The following is an 18,423-nucleotide window of genomic DNA, read 5'->3' on the forward strand; positions in this document are numbered from 1 at the left end:
ACAAGAGCGACGACCGAAGGCCACCTGACCATGTCCCCCCCCAGACTCCAGCTCGCGGGCATCACCAAGCGCTACCCCTCCGTGGTGGCGAACAGCGGTGTCTCGCTCACGGTCCAGCCCGGCGAGACCCACGCCGTGCTCGGCGAGAACGGCGCCGGCAAGTCCACGCTGATGAAGATCATCTACGGATCGGTCAAGCCGGACGAGGGCAGCATCGCCTTCGACGGCCGGCCGGTCGCGGTGCGCAACCCGCAGGAGGCGAGGGCGCTGGGCATCGCGATGGTGTTCCAGCACTTCAGCCTGTTCGACACCCTGACCGTGGCCGAGAACGTGTGGCTGGGGCTGGACAAGAGCCAGCCGCTGGCCGAGGTGACGCGCCGCATCGTCGCCAAGGCCGGCGAGTACGGGCTGGAGATCGACCCGCAGCGCCCCGTCCACACCCTGTCGGTGGGCGAGATGCAGCGGGTGGAGATCATTCGCGCGCTGCTGACCGAGCCGAAGCTGCTGATCCTGGACGAGCCCACCTCGGTGCTGACGCCGCAGGCGGTGCAGCGCCTGTTCGTGGTGCTGAAGAAGCTGGCGTCCGAGGGCTGCTCGATCCTCTACATCAGCCACAAGCTGCACGAGATCCGCGAGCTGTGCACTGCCTGCACCGTGCTGCGCGGCGGCAAGGTCACCGGCGTGTGCGACCCGCGGCAGGAGAGCAACGAGTCGCTGTCGCGCCTGATGATCGGCGCCGAGCCGCCGCCGCTCACGCACCGGCCGTCGAACGTGGGCGGGGTCGCGCTGCGGGTGCAGGCGCTGGCCCTGCCGCGCGAGGACCAGTTCGGCGTGGACCTGGAGGGCATCTCCTTCGAGGTGCGCGCCGGCGAGGTGGTGGGCGTGGCCGGCGTCTCCGGCAACGGCCAGAAGGAACTGCTCTACGCCCTGTCGGGCGAGGACGTGCGGGCCGCGCCGGGCATGGTGGAGGTGTTCGGCCGGCCGGCAGGGCGCCTGCGGCCGCGCGCGCGGCGCCGGCTGGGTCTGCATTTCGTGCCGGAGGAGCGGCTGGGCCGCGGCGCGGTGCCCACGCTGGGCCTGGCGCACAACCTGCTGCTCACCCGCGACGACGCGGTGGGCGCGGGCGGCTGGCTGCGCACCGGCCGGATGCAGCGGCAGGCCGAGGCCATCATCGAGCGCTTCAAGGTCAAGGCCGGCGGGCCGAACGCGGCGGCCAAGTCGCTCTCGGGCGGCAACCTGCAGAAGTACATCGTCGGGCGCGAGATCGATGCCGGGCCGAAGCTGTTCATCGTCTCCCAGCCCACCTGGGGCGTGGACGTGGGGGCGGCGGCGCTGATCCGGGCCGAGATCCTGGCGCTGCGCGACGCCGGCTGCGCGGTGCTGGTGGTCAGCGAGGAGCTGGACGAGCTGTTCGAGATCAGCGACCGGCTGCACGTCATCGCCAAGGGGCGGCTGTCGCCTTCCATCGACCGTTCGGCCGCCACCGTGCCGCAGATCGGCGAATGGATGAGCGGGCTATGGGAGGGCGCCGCCGCGCGCCGCAACGAGAAAAACATGGAGGAGGGCGCCCATGCTCAGGCTTGAACTGCGGCCGCAGCTGTCGCGCTTCTGGAGCTACGGATCGCCGATCCTGGCGCTGCTGGTCACCGTCGTCATCGGCGTCGTCCTGTTCGCCGCGCTGGGCAAGGACCCCGTGCGCGGGCTGCAGGTCTTCTTCTGGGAGCCGATCCGCAGCAGCTATGCCATCGGCGAGCTGATGGTCAAGGCCACGCCTCTGCTGATCATCGCGCTCGGGCTGGCGGTGTGCTTCCGCTCCAACCTCTGGAACATCGGCGCCGAGGGCCAGTTCATCCTGGGCGCCATCGCCGGCGGCGGCGTCGCGCTGCTGGCGGACAAGGGCACGGGCCAGTGGATCGTGCCCCTCATCCTGCTGGCCGGCGTGCTGGGCGGCATGCTGTGGGCGGCCATCGTGGCCTGGCTGCGCGATGCGTGCAACGCCAACGAGATCCTCACCAGCCTGATGCTCGTCTACGTGGCCACGCTGCTGCTGCTGTGGCTGGTGGGCGGGCCCTGGAAGGACCCGATGGGCTACAACTTCCCGCAGACCAAGACCTTCGACGCGGTGACGCAGATCCCGCGGCTGATGAAGGGCTCGCGCGTGACCATCGGCGTGGTCATCGCGCTGGTGGGCGTGGCGGCGCTGTGGGTGTTCCTGTTCCGCACGCGGCTGGGCTTCGCGCAGCAGGTGGGCGGGCTGGCGCCGGCGGCGGCGCGCTATGCCGGCTTCTCGGCCCGGCGCGCGGTGTGGATCGCGCTGCTGACCTCCGGCGCGGCGGCCGGCCTGGCCGGCGCGCTCGAGGTGGCGGGGCCGCTCGGCCAGCTCACGCCGCACGTGCCGGCCGGCTATGGCTTCGCGGCCATCATCGTGGCCTTCGTCGGCCGGCTGCATCCGGTGGGCATGGTGTTCTCGGCCATCCTGATGAGCATGTTCTACATCGGCGGCGAACTGGCGCAGTCGCGCCTGGGGCTGCCCAAGTCGCTCACGGCCGTGTTCCAGGGGCTGCTGCTGTTCACGCTGCTGGCCTGCGACACGCTGGTGGCGTACCGGCTGCGCCTGAAGCAGGGCGCGGCGCCGGCGGCGCCCGCGGCGGGCACGGCCTCGCTGCAGGCCTCGACGCCCGAAGTGGCCGCTCAAGCAGCGAAGGAGGCCTGACGATGGAAAGCTACGCACTCCTGCTGGGCGCCATGCTCAGCGCCGGCACCGTGCTGGCGATCGCCTCGCTCGGCCTCCTGATCAACGAGAAGGCCGGCGTCGTCAACCTGGGCGCAGAGGGCATGATGCTGTGCGCCGCCATCGCCGGCTTCGCGGCCTACGTCCACACCCACAACGCCTGGCTGGGCTTCCTGGCCGGCATGGCGGCCGGCGCGGCGCTGGCGGCAGTGTTCGGCGTGCTGGCGATCTGGCTCAACACCAACCAGTACGCCACCGGGCTGGCGCTGTCGCTGTTCGGCGTGGGCTTCTCGGCCTTCGTCGGCATCAACTACGTGCAGGCGCGGGCGCCGGGGGGCCTGGGCATGTCCATCCCCGTGCTGGGCGACATCCCCTTCGTCGGGCCGGCGCTGTTCCGCCATCACCCGCTGGTGTACGTCGCGGTGCTGCTCACCTTCGCGCTGATCTGGTTCCTCTACCGCACGCGCGCCGGGCTGGTGCTGCGCTCGGTGGGCGAGTCGCCCGAGTCGGCGCACGCACTGGGCTACCCGGTGCGGCGCATCCGGCTGATGGCGGTGGTGGCCGGCGGGGCGCTGTGCGGGCTGGCCGGGGCCTACCTGTCGGTGGTGTACACGGGCCTGTGGGTGGAGAACATGGTGGCCGGCCGCGGCTGGATCGCGCTGGCGCTGACCACCTTCGCGACCTGGCGGCCGCTGCGCGTGCTGCTGGGCGCCTACCTCTTCGGCGGCGTGACGCAACTGGGCTTCCACCTGCAGAGCCAGGGCGTGCACGTGCCGAGCCAGTTCCTGTCGATGATGCCGTACGTCGCCACCATCGTGGTGCTGGCGCTGATCTCGCGCAACCCGGCTTTCATCCGCGCGAACATGCCGGCTTCCATCGGGAGGCCGTTCCACCCCGGCTCATAATGCGTCTTTTCCCTTTTCCACAACGCCTTCCTCGCAAGGATCTATCTCCATGACCGACCTGAACAAGCGTTCGCTGCTCAAGATGGCCGCCATGACGGCCGCCGCCACGGCGGCCCTCGTGGCCTGCGGCCAGAAGGAAGAAGCGGCGGCTCCCGCGGCCGCGCCCGCGGCGCCGGCCCCCACCGCCGCAGCCCCGGCCCCGGCGGCACCGCTGGAGATCGCCTTCGCCTACGTCGGCCCCGTCGGCGACGGCGGCTGGACCTTCGCCCACGACCAGGCCCGCCAGGCGCTGGAGAAGGAGTTCGGCGACAAGATCAAGACCACCTTCGTCGAGAGCGTGCCCGAGTCGGCCGATGCCGAGCGCGTGTTCCGCGACTTCGTGGGCCAGGGCAAGAAGCTGGTGTTCGGCACCACCTTCGGCTACATGGAGCCGATGCTCAAGGTGGCCAACGACGCCAAGGAAGTGAAGTTCGAGCATGCGACCGGCTACAAGACGGCCGAGAACATGCGCACCTACGACAGCCGCACCTACGAGGGCGCGTACATGGCCGGCATCATCGCCGGCGCCATGACCAAGTCGAACAAGCTGGGCGTGGTGGGCTCGGTGCCGATCCCCGAGGTGCTGCGCAACATCAACAGCTTCACGCTGGGCGCGCAGTCGGTGAACCCGAAGATCACCACCAGCGTGGTGTGGGTCAACGAGTGGTTCAGCCCGCCGAAGGAGACCGAGGCTGCCACCGCGCTGATCAACGGCGGCGCCGACGTGCTGTTCCAGAACACCGACTCGCCGGCCGTGCTCAAGACCGCGCAGGAAAAGGGCAAGCGCGCCTTCGGCTGGGACTCCGACATGACCGCCTACGGCCCCAAGGCGCACCTGGGCTCGGCCGTCATCAACTGGGCGCCGTACTACATCAAGGCCACCAAGGACGTGCTGGACGGCACCTGGACCACCGGCCAGACCTGGTGGGGCGTGAAGGAAGGCGCGATCGACATGGTCTCCATCGCCGAGGACGTGCCTGCCGAGACCAAGGCCAAGGTGGAAGAGGTCAAGAAGGGCCTGAAGGAAGGCACCTACCAGATCTGGAAGGGCCCCATCCTCGGCCAGGACGGCCAGGAACTGGTCGCCGCCGGCGCCGTGGCCGACGACAAGTTCCTCACCGGCATCAACTTCTACGTCAAGGGCGTGGAGGGCAAGGTTCCGGGCAAGAACTGAGCGTTCCAGCCGAGGTGACAAGGGCCGCGCGAGCGGCCCTTTTTTCTGCCGTGGCCAGCCTTCTTGCTCGCGGTGCCGTCACTCGGGCCGCAGCTTGTTCTCACGGACCACGGCGCCGAACTTGCCGTATTCGGCTTCGAGGAAGTCGCGGAACTGCGCCGGCGTCTGCTTCATGGGCGAGGCCCCCAGGCTTTCGATCTTCTGGCGCACGTCGGGCATGGCCAGGATCTTTTGCAGTGCGTCGTTGAGCCGTGCCGTGATCTCCGGCGGGAGATCGCGCGGCCCCAGGACGCCGAACCACACCGCCATGTCGTAGCCGGGCACGCCGACCTCGGCCAGGGGAGGGACCGATGGCATGTCCTTGGACCGCGTCGCGGTCGATACGCCCAGCACGCGCAGCTTGCCCGCATCGACGTGGGCCTTGATGCCCAGCAGCGTGAAGAACGAGTACGAGATCTCTCCCGACATCACCGCCATGACCGACGGGGGCGTGCCCTTGTAGCGGACGTGGACCACGTCGATGCCCGCGGCCTTCTTCATCAGCTCGCCGGCCAGGAAGCCGTCGCTGCCCGATGACGAATAGTTGAGTGCCCCGGGCTTCTTCTTGGCCAGCGCGATCAGCGACGGCACGTCCTTCGCGTCGAGGCCCGGCCAGGCCACGAGATAGAACGGCGACTGCGCGATGCCCGTGATGGGCGTGAAGTCGCGTGCAGCGTCGTACGACAGGTTGGGGTACAGCGCCTTGTTGATGGAGAAGGCCGAGGTCAGCAGTCCGATGGTGTAGCCGTCGGGCGGGGACTGGGCCACCGCCGCCGTGCCGATCTGCGTGTCCGCGCCCGGCTTGTTGTCGATGACGACGGGCTGTCCCCACATCGTCGACAACTTCTCTCCCAGGAGCCGGGCCAGCACGTCGACGCCGCCGCCGGGCGGGAACGGCACGACCAGCCGGATGGGCTTTTCGGGATAGGCGGCGTGCGATGCGACGGCGCCTGCGAGCGAGGCGGCGCCGATCAGCACGGACGCGAGGGCGCGTCGGCTCAGTGTCTTCATGCGTTGTCTCCAGTGGTGGTTTGTTCAATTTGTTCCATTAATTGGAACGACTGATCGATATTTGGAACCACTCTAGAGTCGCATCAGGGCACTGTCAATCCCGTGCGGCCATGCGCCTCAGCGCGATGCGGCGTGCTGGAGGAAGCCCAGCGCCCTCGACGCCTGGGCCGCGGCCTCGATCACGACGGTCGAGTACTTGCGCAGCGCCGCGGGCTTGAGCCGTTCGGCCGGCCCCGAGATGCCCAGCGCCGCCACCACGGTGCCGCTGCTGTCCCTGATGGGCGAGGCGACGCCGCAGACGCCTTCGCGCCACTCGCCCGTGTTGTAGGCCACGCCCTTCTCGCGGATCTCCTCCATGGCCTTGATGAAGGCCACGGGCGTGACGATGGTCTTGCCGGTGAAGCCCTCGGGCGGCAGTTCCGCGGCGTAGCTCTCGATGAAGGAGGCGGACTGGCCGGCCAGCAGCGCCTTGCCCGTGGCCACCGCATGCGCAGGCGCGCGCGCGCCGATGCGCGAGTAGGCCCGTACCGGGTGATCGCCGTCGATCTTGTCCACGTACACCACCTCCCGCCCGTCGAGCACCGAGAGGTGGGCGGTCTCGCCCGTGGCCTTGACGAGCCGCTGCAGCAGCGGACCGGCCACGCGCTTGACGTCGTTGCGCATGAGCACGTGCGTGCCGTACTCCCACATGCGCAGCGTGGCCTCGTAGCGCCCGCCGCCGGTGGCGCGGACGTAGCCCGCGGCGACCAGCGTGGCCAGCATGCGGTGCACGTTGCTCTTGCCCAGGCCCAGCGCCTGGCTCAATGCCGTGACCCCTTGCGGCTCGGAACTCGTCGCCAGGAGTTCGAGGGTATTGAAGGCCTTGATGACTGTTTTTTCCACGCGGGTCTCTCCTTCTGAAGTGCGGATGGCGGGCGCGGCGTGCTTGACACCGTTTCGCGTCCACCGCTAAATTATCTCATAAATAGGAACGGCGTTCTATTATTTGGAAAACTCAAGGAGACAAGACATGCACATGACACTGACGAAGCTCGCGGGTGTGATCGCCCTGCCGCTGATGATGATCTCGGGCGCCGCCGCCGCCGCGGGCTACCCCGAAAAGCCCATCCGGATCATCGTTCCGTACCCGCCCGGCGGCGGCGCGGACGTGATGGCGCGGCTGGTGGGGCAGAAGCTCGGCGAGGCGTGGGGGCAGCCCGTGGTCGTCGACAACAAGCCGGGCGCGGACACGCAGATCGGCTCCGAACTCGTGGCCAAGGCGCCGCCCGACGGCTACACCCTCGGCATCGTGACGCCCACCCTGGCCATCAACAAGTACCTCTACACGAAGGCCAACTACGACATCAAGGACCTGCGCCCGGTGGCCCTCATCGCGAGCTCTCCGATCTTCGTGCTCGTGAACAACGAGGTGCCGGCCACGACGCTGCCCGACTTCATCGCGCTCGCACAGCGCAACCCGGGCAAGTTCAACTACGCGGGATCGAGCAGCATCTCGTTCATCGCCGGCGAGTCTTTCAAGAAGGTGATGGGGATCGATGCCAAGCACATCCCCTACAAGGGCAGCGCGCCTGCGGTGGCGGCCGTGGCCGGCGGCGAGGTGCAGTACGCGCTCGACACGGTGCTCGTCGGCAAGCCGCTGGTGGAGGCAGGCAAGCTGCGCGCGCTCGCCATCACGGCCCGGCAGCGCCATCCGCTCGCACCCGATGTGCCCACGGCCCTGGAGGCGACGGGCAAGGAGTTCGAGTTCGGCACCTGGTATGGCTTCGTCGCGCCTGCCGCCGTGCCCGACGACATCGTCGCCAAGTTCAACCAGGAGGTCGTGCGCATCCTGGCCATGCCCGACATCAAGAAGCGTCTCGAGTCGCTGGGCGGATTCCCGATGCCGGGCACCCCGCAGGACTTCGCCGACCGGATTCGCGACGACCTTGCGCGCTACGGCGCCATCATCAAGTCCACCAACCTGACCGCCATCAACTGACCGCAAACGAGAAAACGCAGATGCAGACGACATCCCCCTTCGGGCCCGGCTACGCCGACGCGATCGCCAGGAAAGATCCCATTGCCTACATGGCCGCGCTCGACGAGCTGCGCATGCGCAAGCTCGGGCCCCAGATGGCCTACTGCTTCAAGAACGAGTACTACAACGCGAAGATGCGCGAGGCAGGCATAGCGGATCCGCGCGACATCCGCACCATCGACGAGTTCCGCGCGCTGCCTGCGTTCCTCACCAAGGCACTGCACCGGGAGTCGCAGGCGCAGTCGCTCGAGAAGTACGGCCATCCTTTCGGCATGCACCTGTGCGCGCCCGTCGAGGACGTGATCCACGTCGCGGGCACCTCGGGCACCACCGGGCTTCCCACCTTCTATCTGTTCACGCGCAAGGATCTCGAGCTCACCTACCTGACGATCGGCCGCGTCTTCGAGATGATCGGGCTGCGGCGCGGCGACTCGATCCTGCAGTTGTTCGGGCTGTCGATCTGGGTGGCCGGCACGACCATGGTGCAGGCTGCCGAAGCCTACGGCGCGCGCCCGATCCCGCTCGGCGCGGAAGCGGGCGTGACCAAGGCGCTGCAGTACATCGAGGCGTGCCGGCCGCGCGTGCTGTTCGCCACGCCGTCGATGGTCTCGCACCTGATCGCCCGCGCGCCGGAGCAGCTCGGCCGGCCGCTCAACACCATGGGCATCGAGGTGATCCTGGTCGGCGGAGAGCCCGGCATGGCCATTCCGGCCTACCGCAGGCGGCTGCAGGAAGGTACCGGCGCCAAGGTCTTCGATTCCAGTTCCGGCGCCTGGACCAACGCGACCGTGGAGTGCGGCGGACCGGACCACCAGGGCCTGCACTACATGGCAGAGGACTACTGCTTCCGCTATGACCTCGTCGACCCGGAGACGCGCAAGCCGCTGCCGCTCGTGGACGGGCAGGTCGGCGAGGCGATCCATACCGGCCTGGAGTACGAGGCCGCCCCCGCGCTGCGCTACGCCACGGGCGACATCCTCAAGCTCAACGTGGGCGAGTGCCCGCACTGCGGGCGCTTCGGGTCGCGCTTCCATTTCGTCGGCCGCGCGGACGACCTCATGAACATCGCCGGCGTGAAGGTCTACCCGACGGCGATCAAGGAAGTGGTCGAGACCTTCTCGCCCGACATCTCGGGCCAGATGCAGATCGTGCTCGATCGGCCGCTGCCCAGCGTCACGCCGCCGGTGCGGATGACCATCGAGGCGGCGTCCGCATTGTCCGAATCGTCGTGGGACGACCTGGCCCGGAAGATCGAGGCCAAGGTCCACCTGCTGCTGAAGGTCCGGCTCAAGGCACAGATCGTCCCGGCGGGTTCGCTCGCCACCTCCAACCTCAAGACCAAGCTGGTGCATGTGCTGCCCGGCCAGGAAGCGAAGGCCTGACATGGAAGAAAGAATCCCTCCCGTCGTGCTGCAGAACGTGGCCGAACTCGCCGAGTACGTGCGCGACGGCGACACGCTCGTCGTTCCCGCCGACTACGGCGGCGCACCGGCCGAGGCCGCGCGTGCGCTGGTGCGCAAGGGGGCGCGCAACCTGCGGCTCATCGGCGGTCCGCCCAGCGGGTACGTGGCGGACCTGCTCATCGGCGCAGGCTGCGTCAGCTACCTCGAGATGCCCGGCGTGATCCTGGGCGACTTCGGCCTTGCGCCGCGCTTCCGCGCCTGGGCCTCGGCCGGCCGCATGGAGGTGCGCGACACGACCTGCCCGGCCTTCCACTCGTCCATCGCCGCGGCGCAGAAGGGATTGCCCTTCATGCCGATGCGCGGCCTGATCGGGTCGGACATCCTCAAGTACCGGCCCGAATGGCAGGTCATCGCCAATCCCTACGCGGACGGCGGCGATCCCATCGTGCTGCTGCCCGCGCTGCAGCCCGACGTCGTGCTGTTCCACGGCCTCTACGGGGACCGCCACGGCAACGTCTGGGTCGGCAAGGCCTTCGAGGTGATGGCCATGGCGCAGGCCGCGAAACGCGTGATCGCCACCTTCGAGAACTTCTACGAGGGCGACCTGCTGGAGGACAAGCACCTCGCGCCGTCGACCGTGTCGCAGCTCTACACCACGGCCACGGTGCACGTGGAACGCGGCGCCTGGCCGGTGGCCTTCGGCAGCGAATACCCGTTCGATGCCCCGCACATGACGCGGTATGCCGCCATGGCGCGCACGGAGGAGGGCTTCGCGGCCTACCTCGACGAGTTCGTGTTCGAGAAAAAGAGCCGCGCCGCGGCATGAAGGGGCAGGAACCCATGTCTTCACGCTACACACAGCAGGAACTCCTGGCCACCGTCCTCGCGCGGCTGTGCCACGACGCCAGGAGCATCGGGGTGGGCAACACCTCGCCCATCCCCGCCGCGGCCGCCCTGGCGGTCTATGCGCGGCGCAAGGGCGACTTCACGCTGTCGATCCTGGGCAGCTTCAAGTTCAACAAGCTGTTCACCGGCGGCATCCGCGAGCAGTACGACTTCTCGGCCAAGGGGCGCGTGGACATCCAGTTCTTCAGCGGCGGCCAGATCGACGGGCAGGGCAACATCAACCTCGTGGGCGTCGACGGCTATCCGCGCACGCGGGTGCGCTTCGCGGGCTCGTTCGGCTCGGCGCTGCAGTACTACACCGGGCTGCGCACCATCCTGTTCCGCGAGGAGCATTCGCGGCGCGTGTTCGTGCCGAAGGTCGATTTCATCAGCGCGCCCGGCGTATCGCCCGAAGGCGTGTTCCGCCCCGGCGGGCCGGTGGCGCTGGTCACCGGCCTGTGCGTGTTCAGCTTCGACCGGCAGCACGCCCGCTTCACGCTGCAGAGCGTGCATCCGGGCCACACCGTGCAGGAGGTGATGCAGCACACGGGTTTCGAGTTCGACTGTCCCGCCGATGTGCCCACCACCCCGGAACCCACCACCGAGGAACTCGCGCTGCTGCGCGGCTTCGCCCGCCGCGAGGTGGCGGAGGTGTACCCCAACTTCGCGGCCAGCGCGTTCATGGCAGAGGCCGGCTGACATGGCATATCACCACGATCTCGCCCGCATGGCGGTGGCGTGCGGGCTGGATGCCATCGGCAGCGACACGCGCAAGGCGCTGGACATCACGGTCCTCGACACCTTGGGCTGCATGGCGGCCTCGTCGCCCGAGGCATTCGCCGACGCGTCGTTGCGCGCCCAGCAGGTCAACACCGGCGACGGGGTCTGCAGTGTCGTGGGCCGGGCCGAGCGGCTGACGCCGGCCGGCGCGGCGTTCATGAACGCCACGCTGGGCCACGGATACGACTTCGACGACGTGCACCTGCCTTCGGTGGCGCATTTCTCGACCATCGTCATTCCCGCCGCCATGGCGGCCTGCGAGCTCTTCGATGCCGACGGCCGCACCTTTCTCGAGGCGGTGATGGCCGGCGACGAGGTCGGTGGACGCATCGGCTGGGCCGCCTGCTCGACGGAGTGGAACGGCACGGCCGTGCGCAACCGCGGCTTCTTTCCGACCGCCATCCTCGGCACCATCGCCGCGGCCGCGGCCGCCGCCAAGGTCGCGCGGCTCGACGAGGAGCGCTTCGCGCAGGCGATCGCCATTGCCTGCAGCTACGCCGGCGGGCTGGCATCCGTGTCCCGCGGGGACAACTCCACCAAGCGGACGCAGGCCGGCTGGGCGGCGCAGGCCGGGCTCGCGGCGGCGCTGCTGGCGAAGGAGGGCTTCACGGGGCCCGATTCGGTGCTCGAAACCGGCCAGGGCTTCTTCGAGGCATTCACGGGCAACACCTACCGGCCCGAGGCGCTGCGCCGGCAGGCGGACACGCCCTGGGTGTGCGAGGAGATGTCGTTCAAGTGGTATCCCCTCGAATACATCATCCACCCCCTGGTGGAGATGGCCGACCGCGCGCGCGCCGGCATCGGCCAGCGGCTCGGCGCCGTCACGCGCATCGAGGCCAGCGCCACGGGGCGCTTCGTCACGCTGTTCACGCCCAAGGCCACGAAAATCGCACCGGCCGACCCCTTCATGGCCCTGATGAGCGCACCGTATTGCATTGCCCGCGCGCTGCTGAAGCCGGGAACCGGACATCTCTTCCTGCCCGACTTCAGGGAGAACTACGTCTGCGACGACGCGACGCGCGCGCTGGCCTCCAAGGTCGAGTTCACCACCGACCCGTCCTTCGAGGCCGTGTTCCCGCAGCACGTGGCAGGGGCGCTGAAGTTCTTCGCCGGCGACGAGCTGCTGTGGCAGGACCGCGTCGACGACGCCTACGGGAGCCTGCACCGTCCGATGTCTCTCGCGCACCTGACCGAGAAGTTCGAGACCAACTGCGCCCACCTCGGCCCGGACTATGCCGCGGCCGCCCTCGAGACCCTGCGCGACCTGCACCGGCAGCCCGATGCCCGGTGGGTGGGCCGCCTGCGCCGCGCGCCGCAATGAACCGCACCCGAGAAAAGGATTTCCGATGAGTTCCCAGCTACCCCTGTCCGGCGTCAAGGTCGTGGAGTTCTGCCAGGTCGCGGCAGGGCCGTTCTGCGGCATGCTGCTGTCGGACTACGGGGCCGAGGTCGTCAAGGTCGAGCCGCGGGAGGGAGATTCGCTGCGGCAGTGGCCGCCGCTGTCGGGCGGCTACAGCGAAAACTTCGCGTCGCTGAACCGCGGCAAGCGCTCCGTGGCGCTGGACCTCAAGGCGCCGGCCGACCTGGCGCTGGCGCGATCGCTGGTGCTCGAAGCCGACGTGCTGGTCGAGAACAACCGCCCCGGCGTCATGCAGCGGCTCGGTCTCGGATGGGACTGGTTCGAACCGCGAAAGCCTTCGCTGGTCTATTGCTCGATCTCCGCCTTCGGCCAGACCGGCCCGCGCGCCGCCGAGGGCGGCTTCGACCTCACGATCCAGGCGGCCGCCGGCGTGATGAGCGTGACGGGCGAGGCCGACGGCGCGCCGGTGAAGTGCGGCGTGCCGATCGCCGACTTCGCCGCCGGTCTCTACGGCGCGTTCACCGTGTCGTCGATGCTGGCGCGCGTGGCCGCGGGCGGCCCGGGCGGACACATCGACGTGCCCATGTTCGGCACGACGCTGGCCATTGCCGCGCTGCAGACCAGCGAATACTTCGGCACCGGCACCAACCCGCGCAAGCTCGGGTCGGCGCATCCGCGCAACGCTCCCTACGAGGCCTTTCGCGCGCGCGACGGCTGGTTCGCCATCGCGGCCGGCAACAACCGGCTCTGGCAGGCGGTGTGCGAGGTCGTGGACAGCCCGCACCTGCTGGACGATCCCCGGTTCCTGACGCCCACGCTGCGGGCGCAGAACCAGGCCGCGCTCAAGGTCCTGCTCGAAGCGCGCTTCGCCACCGGCGATGCGGCCCACTGGCTGCAGGCCTTCGAGAAGGCCGGCGTGCCGGCTTCCGCGATCAACGGCTACGCCGAGGCGCTGTGCGACCCGCAGGCTGCGCACCTGCAACTGGTGCAGGACATCGAGCTGCCCGGCGCCACCCGCACGCGCACGGTCGGCTGCCCGGTATGGATCGACGGCGCGCCCGTGCCCCTGCGCACGGACCTGCCCGTCCTGGGCGAGCACACCGAGGCCCTGCGGGGCGCCGAGACCGTGAGTCCGCTCGATGCGTGAGGACCTCATCGCACCGGGCGTGGTGGCGCTGGACTTCGACCGCGCGCCGCGCGGCAACTCGCTGACGGTGGAGCTCGTGGAGTCGCTGCTGTCCGCGCTGCCGCGGATCGCGGATGACCACGACATCCACACCCTGGTCCTGCGTCCCCGCGGATCGCACTTCTGCACCGGCTTCGACCTGTCCGACCTGGACCGCCAGTCGGACGGCGATCTGCTGCATCGCTTCGTTCGCGTCGAGCAACTGCTGAACGCGCTGTGGCACGCCCCGCTGCGGACCGTCGCCTGCGCGCGCGGCCGGACCTGGGGCGCCGGGGCAGACCTCTTCGCGGCGTGCGACGTCAGGGCAGCCGATCCCGGTACGTCGTTCAGCTTCCCGGGGGCGCAGTTCGGCCTGGTGCTCGGCAGCCGCCGCCTGGCGGAGCGCGTGGGCGTCGATCGCGCGCGCGCCTGGATCACACAGGGCGTGAACCTGGGCGCGGCCGATGCCGTGCAGGCGGGGCTTGTCACCGACCTCGTGGCGGGAGGAGGGGAGGAGGATCGGTGGCTGGCGGCGCTTTGCGCCCCGCCCGCAGTCGACCGCGCAACGGCGGCGGCCATCCGGGCCGCCACACGCGGGACCGACCGCGACGACGGTGACCTGGCAGCGCTGGTCCGCTCGGCCGCGACGCCGGGGCTCAAGTCGCGCATCGAGGGCTACCGCGCGCGCGTGCTGGCCGCCGCCCAGAGCCGCTGAGGCCCGATCCGGCGGCAGGCCCCGGGGAGGACGGGGCAGGGGCCGTGTCTTATGCTCCGACGCAGCAAGACCTCCCACGCCCCGCGAACGCCATGAGCCTGCCTTTCGACCCCGCCGCCATTCCCGCCGAGCGCCTGCCCGAGCTGCTGCGCAGCATGCCCAAGGCCGAGCTGCACATGCACATCGAGGGCTCGCTGGAGCCCGAGCTGATCTTCCGGCTCGCGCAGCGCAACGGCGTCGCCATCCCCTACGCCAGCGTCGAGGAGCTGCGCCGCGCCTACGCCTTCACCAACCTGCAGAGCTTCCTGGACATCTACTACGCCGGCGCCAGCGTGCTGCTCCACGAGCAGGACTTCCACGACATGGCCTGGGCCTACCTGCAGCGCGCGGCGGCCGACAACGTGCTGCGCACCGAGATGTTCTTCGATCCGCAGACGCATACCGTGCGCGGCGTGTCGATGGCGACCGTGGTGGACGGCCTCTCGCGCGCCTGCGCCGAGGCGAAGACGCAGCTCGGCGTCGATGCCGCGCTGATCCTGTGCTTCCTGCGCCACCTGAGCGAGGAGGACGCCTTCGCCACGCTGGAGCAGGCGCTGCCTTTCCGGGACCGCTTCATCGGCGTCGGCCTCGATTCCAGCGAGGTCGGCCATCCGCCGGAGAAGTTCGCCCGCGTGTTCGCGCGCTGCCGCGAGTTGGGCCTGCACATCGTCGCGCACGCGGGCGAGGAGGGGCCGCCCGACTACGTGTGGAGCGCCCTTGACGTGCTCAAGGCCGAACGCATCGACCACGGCGTGCAGAGCCCGAAGGACCCGACCCTGATGCGCCGCCTGGCGGCCGACCGCATCCCGCTGACGGTGTGCCCGCTGTCGAACCTGAAGCTGTGCGTCTTCCCCGACCTGGCGCAGCACAACCTGGGGCAGTTGCTCGACGCGGGCCTGGTCGCCACCGTCAACTCCGACGACCCGGCCTACTTCGGCGGCTACGTCAACGAGAACTTCACCCGGACCTTCGCGGCCACCGGGCTGGGGGCGCGGCAGGCCTGGCAGCTGGCGGCCAACAGCTTCACGGGCAGCTTTGCCGACGCGCAGGCCAAGCAGGCGTACATGGATCGGCTGAGCGCCCACTTCGCTGCCTTTGCCTGAGGCCTGTTCCAGGGCTTCTACAATCCACCCCCTTCGCGCTGCAGGCGTCCCGGCTGCAGCGCGTTTTTCGTTCATCCACGCCGGGGCCATGTAGAGGAACACCATGTACAAAAACCTCGCTGCCGCGTTCGCGGCTGCCTGTCTTTTGCTTTCCCCCCTTGCCTGTCCCGCGCAGCCCGCCGCCGCGCCGCTGAAGATCGGCTTCGTCTACGTCACGCCGCTGGGCGACGCCGGCTGGGTGCACCAGCACGACCAGGGCCGCCGGGCCGTCGAGGCGGCGCTGCCCGGCCGGGTGCAGACGACCTACGTCGAGAACGTGGCCGAAGGGCCGGACGCGGAGCGCGTGATCCGCGACCTCGCGCGCCAGGGCCACCGGCTCATCTTCACGCCCAGCTTCGGCTACATGGAGCCGACGCTGAAGGTGGCCAGGGAGTTTCCGGAGGTGAAGTTCGAGTCCGTCACCGGCTACCAGCGCGCCGCCAACGTGGCCACCGTCAACGCGCGCTACTACGAGGGGCGCTACCTGGCCGGCATCGCGGCCGGGCGGATGACGAAGTCGGGCACGGCGGGCTACGTGGCGGGCTTCCCGATCCCCGAGGTGCTGCAGGGCATCAACGCCTTCACGCTGGGCATGCGCTCGGTCAATCCGCAGGCGCAGGTGAAGGTGCTGTGGCTCAACACCTGGTTCGACCCCGCGCTGGAGCACGACGCCGCCATGCGCCTGATGGACCAGGGCGCCGACGTGCTGGCCTTCCACACCGGCTCCACCGCCGTGATGCGGGCGGCGCAGGAGCGCGGCCGGCTGGCCGTGGCCTACCACTCCGACATGCGCCGGGTGGCGCCCGACGCGCAGCTGCTGGCCATCACCCACCAGTGGGGCGCCTACGACACCGAGCGGGCCCGCGCGGTGCTGGAGGGCCGCTGGCAGAGCACCGACACCTGGGGCGGCGTGAAGGAAGGAATGATCCGCGTGGGCGACTTCGGCCCCAGGGTGCCCGAGGCCGTGCGCCGCGAGGTGCTGGCACGCCAGCAGGACATCGCGTCAGGCCGCCTGAAGCCTTTTGCGGCCGCCGGCGCCGACGTGCGCGACAGCGAGGGCCGGGTCGCCATCGCGCGCGGCGCGGCGCTGGACGACGGCCGGATCCTGAAGATGGACTGGCTGGCCGAAGGGGTGCAGGGGCGCATCTCGCGCTGAGCCCCGCGCCTGCACGAGTTGCCGGCGGGCGGTCGCGCCGTCGCGCCGGGGGCGGCCCGGCCGCGCCCCGGGGGGTGGCGCTCGGCTGCCAAATGATGAACCATGTGCCTGGCCGCTTGTTGATTGAGGTCGTATCATTGCTGTAATTTCAATAATTACTGAAAACTCAGTACCCTACGGATGCCGACCACTGCTCCGCAGCCGCACACTGACACTGCTCCGCCGCAGGCCGGTGGCGTGATCCAGTTCCTGGCGGCGCTGCTCTGGGTGCCCCAGGCGGCGCTCCTGGCCTGGGCGGTGCAGCGGATCGCGGACGGCGGCGGTGTGGCCGCGGTGCTGCCCGCGGCGGCAGGCGTGGCGCTGGTGGGTTTGCTGCGGGCCGCCTGTGACGCCTGGGGACTGCGCCTGGCATTCACGGCAGCGCGGCGCGAGTTGTCCGGCCTGCGCGCCGGCGCGGCGGCAGCCCTGGCGGCGCGGCGGGCGCAGGCCGATCCGGACGCACCGGCTTCCGGCGAGGCGGCCAGCACGCTGGCCGAGCAGGCCGAGGCGGTGCTGCCCTGGCGCGTGCGTTTCGCGCCGGTGCGCCTGCGGGTGATCTGGGTGCCTCCGGTGCTGCTGCTGGCGGTGCTGTGGTGGTCGTGGGCGGCGGCGCTGATCCTGCTGGTGGCCGCGCCGCTCATTCCCCTGTTCATGGCCATCGTCGGCTGGCGCGCCCGGTCGGCGAGCGACGCGCAGATGGCGGAGCTGGGCCGGATGAACGGCTTCCTGCTCGACCGGCTGCGCGGCCTGCCGACGCTGCGCGCGCTGGGCGCCGTCGGCCGGACGGCGCAGCGGGTGCATGCCGCTGCGCAGGACCTGCGCCGGCGCACGATGGCGGTGCTGCGCATCGCCTTCCTGTCGTCGGCCGTGCTGGAGCTGTTCTCGGCGCTGGGCGTGGCGATGGTGGCCGTGTACGTCGGCTTCCATCTGCTCGGCCAGATCGGCTTCGGCGCCTGGGGGCGCACGCTGAGCCTGGGCGAGGGGCTGTTCGTCCTGCTGCTGGCGCCGGCCTTCTTCGAGCCGCTGCGCGACCTGGCGGCCGTCTGGCACGACCGCGCCGCGGGCGAAGCGGCGATGGACCGGCTGCGGCAGCTGGCGCCCGCGTCCGCGGGTGGGTCGGATGCGTCCCTGGAGGCGGCCGCCGCGCTGCCGTCGGCCGGGCCGCTGGACGTGCAGGTGCGCGGGCTGCGCTTCGCGCATCCGGGCCGCGCGGGCGTCTTCGACGGCTTCGCGCTGCACGTGCGTCCGGGCGAGCATGTGGCGCTGGTGGCCGCCAGCGGCGGCGGCAAGAGCACCCTGCTGGCGCTGCTGGCCGGCCTGCTCGCACCGCAGGCCGGCGAGGTGCGCATCGGTGCGGCCGCGATGGATGCGGGCAGCGCCGATGCGCTGCGGCGGCGCATCGGCTGGATGGACCAGCGGCCCCATGTCTTCGCCGGTTCGCTGCGCGACAACGTCGCGCTGGGCAGGCCCGGCGTCGGCGCGCAGGACATCGACGCGGCGCTGCATCTGGCCGGGCTGGGCGAACTGGCGGCTGCGCGGCCGGCGGCGTCGCTGGGCGAGGGCGGCCAGGGCCTGTCCGGCGGCGAACTGGTGCGGCTGGCGCTCGCCCGCCTGGCGGCGCAGCGCGAGGCCGGGCTGCTGCTGGTCGACGAGCCCACGGCGCACCTGGACGGCGACACGGCCGCACAGGTGACGGATGCCCTGCTGCAACTCGCCCGGGGCCGCACGCTCATCGTCGCCACCCACGATCCGGCGCTGGCGGCGCGCATGCATCGCGTGGTGCGGCTGGACGAGACCGGCGCGCAGATGGAGGCGGCATGAGC

General features: G+C 70.2%; 16 protein-coding genes. 14 read left to right on the forward strand and 2 right to left on the reverse strand.

Going from position 1 to position 18,423, the window contains the following annotated elements; translation table 11 throughout:
• Nucleotides 1-30: 30 nt before the first annotated feature.
• The 4 genes from ACIY1X_RS02900 to ACIY1X_RS02915 are packed head-to-tail and all read left to right on the forward strand — an operon-like array spanning nt 31 to nt 4,849.
• Nucleotides 31-1,584 carry an ABC transporter ATP-binding protein gene (locus ACIY1X_RS02900; RefSeq protein ID WP_399677857.1) on the forward strand — a complete coding sequence of 518 codons (1,554 nt, stop codon included), beginning with the start codon at nt 31-33 and terminating at the stop codon, nt 1,582-1,584.
• Nucleotides 1,571-2,713 carry an ABC transporter permease gene (locus tag ACIY1X_RS02905; protein WP_399677859.1) on the forward strand — a complete coding sequence of 381 codons (1,143 nt, stop codon included), beginning with the start codon at nt 1,571-1,573 and terminating at the stop codon, nt 2,711-2,713. The genes ACIY1X_RS02900 and ACIY1X_RS02905 overlap by 14 nt, the downstream gene beginning before the upstream one ends.
• Nucleotides 2,714-2,715: 2 nt before the next feature.
• Complete coding sequence (locus tag ACIY1X_RS02910) at nt 2,716-3,636, forward strand: ABC transporter permease (RefSeq protein ID WP_399677861.1); 921 nt, start codon at nt 2,716-2,718, stop codon at nt 3,634-3,636.
• Between the two features lie 49 nt (nt 3,637-3,685).
• Nucleotides 3,686-4,849: a BMP family ABC transporter substrate-binding protein gene (locus ACIY1X_RS02915; RefSeq protein ID WP_038218246.1), complete on the forward strand. Its 1,164-nt coding sequence runs from the start codon at nt 3,686-3,688 to the stop codon at nt 4,847-4,849.
• A 78-nt stretch (nt 4,850-4,927) separates the two neighbouring features.
• Here the strand turns inward: ACIY1X_RS02915 and ACIY1X_RS02920 are convergent, their stop codons facing one another.
• Both ACIY1X_RS02920 and ACIY1X_RS02925 read right to left on the reverse strand, forming a co-directional pair.
• A complete protein-coding gene (locus ACIY1X_RS02920; RefSeq protein ID WP_038218244.1) occupies nt 4,928-5,899 on the reverse strand; it encodes a tripartite tricarboxylate transporter substrate binding protein in 972 nt (323 codons plus the stop codon).
• A 117-nt stretch (nt 5,900-6,016) separates the two neighbouring features.
• A complete protein-coding gene (locus ACIY1X_RS02925) occupies nt 6,017-6,781 on the reverse strand; it encodes an IclR family transcriptional regulator (protein ID WP_038218242.1) in 765 nt (254 codons plus the stop codon).
• A gap of 127 nt (nt 6,782-6,908) precedes the next feature.
• Here ACIY1X_RS02925 and ACIY1X_RS02930 point away from each other — a divergent pair, with 127 nt between their 5' ends.
• From ACIY1X_RS02930 to cydD, 10 genes are all read left to right on the forward strand, one after another.
• On the forward strand, nt 6,909-7,877 hold the full coding sequence (locus tag ACIY1X_RS02930; RefSeq protein WP_399677862.1) for a Bug family tripartite tricarboxylate transporter substrate binding protein: 969 nt from the start codon (nt 6,909-6,911) through the stop codon (nt 7,875-7,877).
• Nucleotides 7,878-7,897: 20 nt separating this feature from the next.
• Entirely contained in the window at nt 7,898-9,298 is a 1,401-nt protein-coding gene (locus ACIY1X_RS02935; RefSeq protein WP_399677864.1) for a phenylacetate--CoA ligase family protein, read from the forward strand.
• Nucleotide 9,299: 1 nt separating this feature from the next.
• Nucleotides 9,300-10,145: a CoA transferase subunit A gene (locus ACIY1X_RS02940; protein WP_051954111.1), complete on the forward strand. Its 846-nt coding sequence runs from the start codon at nt 9,300-9,302 to the stop codon at nt 10,143-10,145.
• Nucleotides 10,146-10,159: 14 nt separating this feature from the next.
• The gene (locus ACIY1X_RS02945; RefSeq protein ID WP_399677865.1) at nt 10,160-10,903 is read left to right on the forward strand and encodes a CoA-transferase; all 744 of its coding nucleotides are present in this window, start codon (nt 10,160-10,162) and stop codon (nt 10,901-10,903) included.
• Nucleotide 10,904: 1 nt separating this feature from the next.
• Nucleotides 10,905-12,305: an MmgE/PrpD family protein gene (locus tag ACIY1X_RS02950; protein WP_399677866.1), complete on the forward strand. Its 1,401-nt coding sequence runs from the start codon at nt 10,905-10,907 to the stop codon at nt 12,303-12,305.
• A 25-nt stretch (nt 12,306-12,330) separates the two neighbouring features.
• Nucleotides 12,331-13,491 (forward strand): CaiB/BaiF CoA transferase family protein, encoded by a 1,161-nt coding sequence (locus ACIY1X_RS02955; RefSeq protein ID WP_399677868.1) that lies wholly within the window; start codon nt 12,331-12,333, stop codon nt 13,489-13,491.
• Nucleotides 13,484-14,224 (forward strand): enoyl-CoA hydratase/isomerase family protein, encoded by a 741-nt coding sequence (locus ACIY1X_RS02960; protein WP_051954109.1) that lies wholly within the window; start codon nt 13,484-13,486, stop codon nt 14,222-14,224. Before ACIY1X_RS02955 ends, ACIY1X_RS02960 begins: the two co-directional genes overlap by 8 nt.
• Before the next feature lie 92 nt (nt 14,225-14,316).
• On the forward strand, nt 14,317-15,366 hold the full coding sequence (locus ACIY1X_RS02965; RefSeq protein WP_038218235.1) for an adenosine deaminase: 1,050 nt from the start codon (nt 14,317-14,319) through the stop codon (nt 15,364-15,366).
• 103 nt (nt 15,367-15,469) lie between these two features.
• Entirely contained in the window at nt 15,470-16,561 is a 1,092-nt protein-coding gene (locus tag ACIY1X_RS02970; protein WP_399677870.1) for a BMP family ABC transporter substrate-binding protein, read from the forward strand.
• Nucleotides 16,562-16,741: 180 nt separating this feature from the next.
• Entirely contained in the window at nt 16,742-18,421 is a 1,680-nt protein-coding gene (cydD, locus tag ACIY1X_RS02975; protein ID WP_399677872.1) for a thiol reductant ABC exporter subunit CydD, read from the forward strand.
• Nucleotides 18,422-18,423: the final 2 nt, after the last annotated feature.

This window comes from Xenophilus sp. (genome assembly GCF_044462705.1).
Taxonomy (GTDB): Bacteria; Pseudomonadota; Gammaproteobacteria; order Burkholderiales; family Burkholderiaceae_C; genus Xenophilus; species Xenophilus azovorans.